Origin of the sequence: Moorena sp. SIO3B2 (genome assembly GCF_010692525.1) — a bacterium.
GTDB classification, from domain to species: domain Bacteria; phylum Cyanobacteriota; class Cyanobacteriia; order Cyanobacteriales; family Coleofasciculaceae; genus Moorena; species Moorena producens.
Genome location: NZ_JAAHHE010000007.1, coordinates 9,750 through 10,383, shown reverse-complemented (window position 1 = coordinate 10,383; position 634 = coordinate 9,750). Strand labels below are relative to the sequence as shown.

Here is a 634-nt window from a genome sequence, read left to right as displayed (position 1 = left end):
CAGGAACAACTGCGTCATTATCAGTAATGGTGATCTCGGTGACTGGGATAATCAGAGTATCAGGATATTTGACCTCATCCCCGGTGTTGGTAATGGCGTAGCTGATGGTAGTGTTATGGTCACCTTCGACAATCGTGTCATCCAGAGCCTGTACTGTAATGGTTGTGGGGGTGGTATCCGTTAGGCTCACTACCACTTCGTTGTCGAAAGTCTCCCCATCGAGACTTATTTCACTGTCTTGATCCGCAGTAATGGTGATTTCTACTGGTCCAGCTGGAACAGTGTCCAGAGCAATGGTATACTCCTGTGCCTCTCCTCCTTCCGTCAGAGGGGAAATCTCGCTGATCAGTATTTGACCAGCAGCATCTGCGTCATTATCAGTAATGGTGATCTCGGTGGCTGGGATATCGAGAGTATCAGGATATTTGTCTGAATCCCCGGTGTTGGTAATGGCGTAGCTGATGGTGGTGTTATGGTCACCTTCGACAATCGTGTCATCCAGAGCCTGTACTGTAATGGTTGTGGGGGTGGTATCCGTTAGGCTCACTACCACTTCGTTGTCGAAAGTCTCCCCATCGAGACTTATTTCACTGTCTTGATCCGCAGTAATGGTGATTTCTACTGGTCCAGCTGG

At 48.7% G+C, this 634-nt stretch carries 1 protein-coding gene; it reads right to left on the bottom strand.

Annotated elements, in window-relative coordinates:
- The coding region (locus tag F6K38_RS02750) for a hypothetical protein (protein ID WP_287356011.1) at window positions 1–634 on the bottom strand (634 nt) is incomplete at both ends.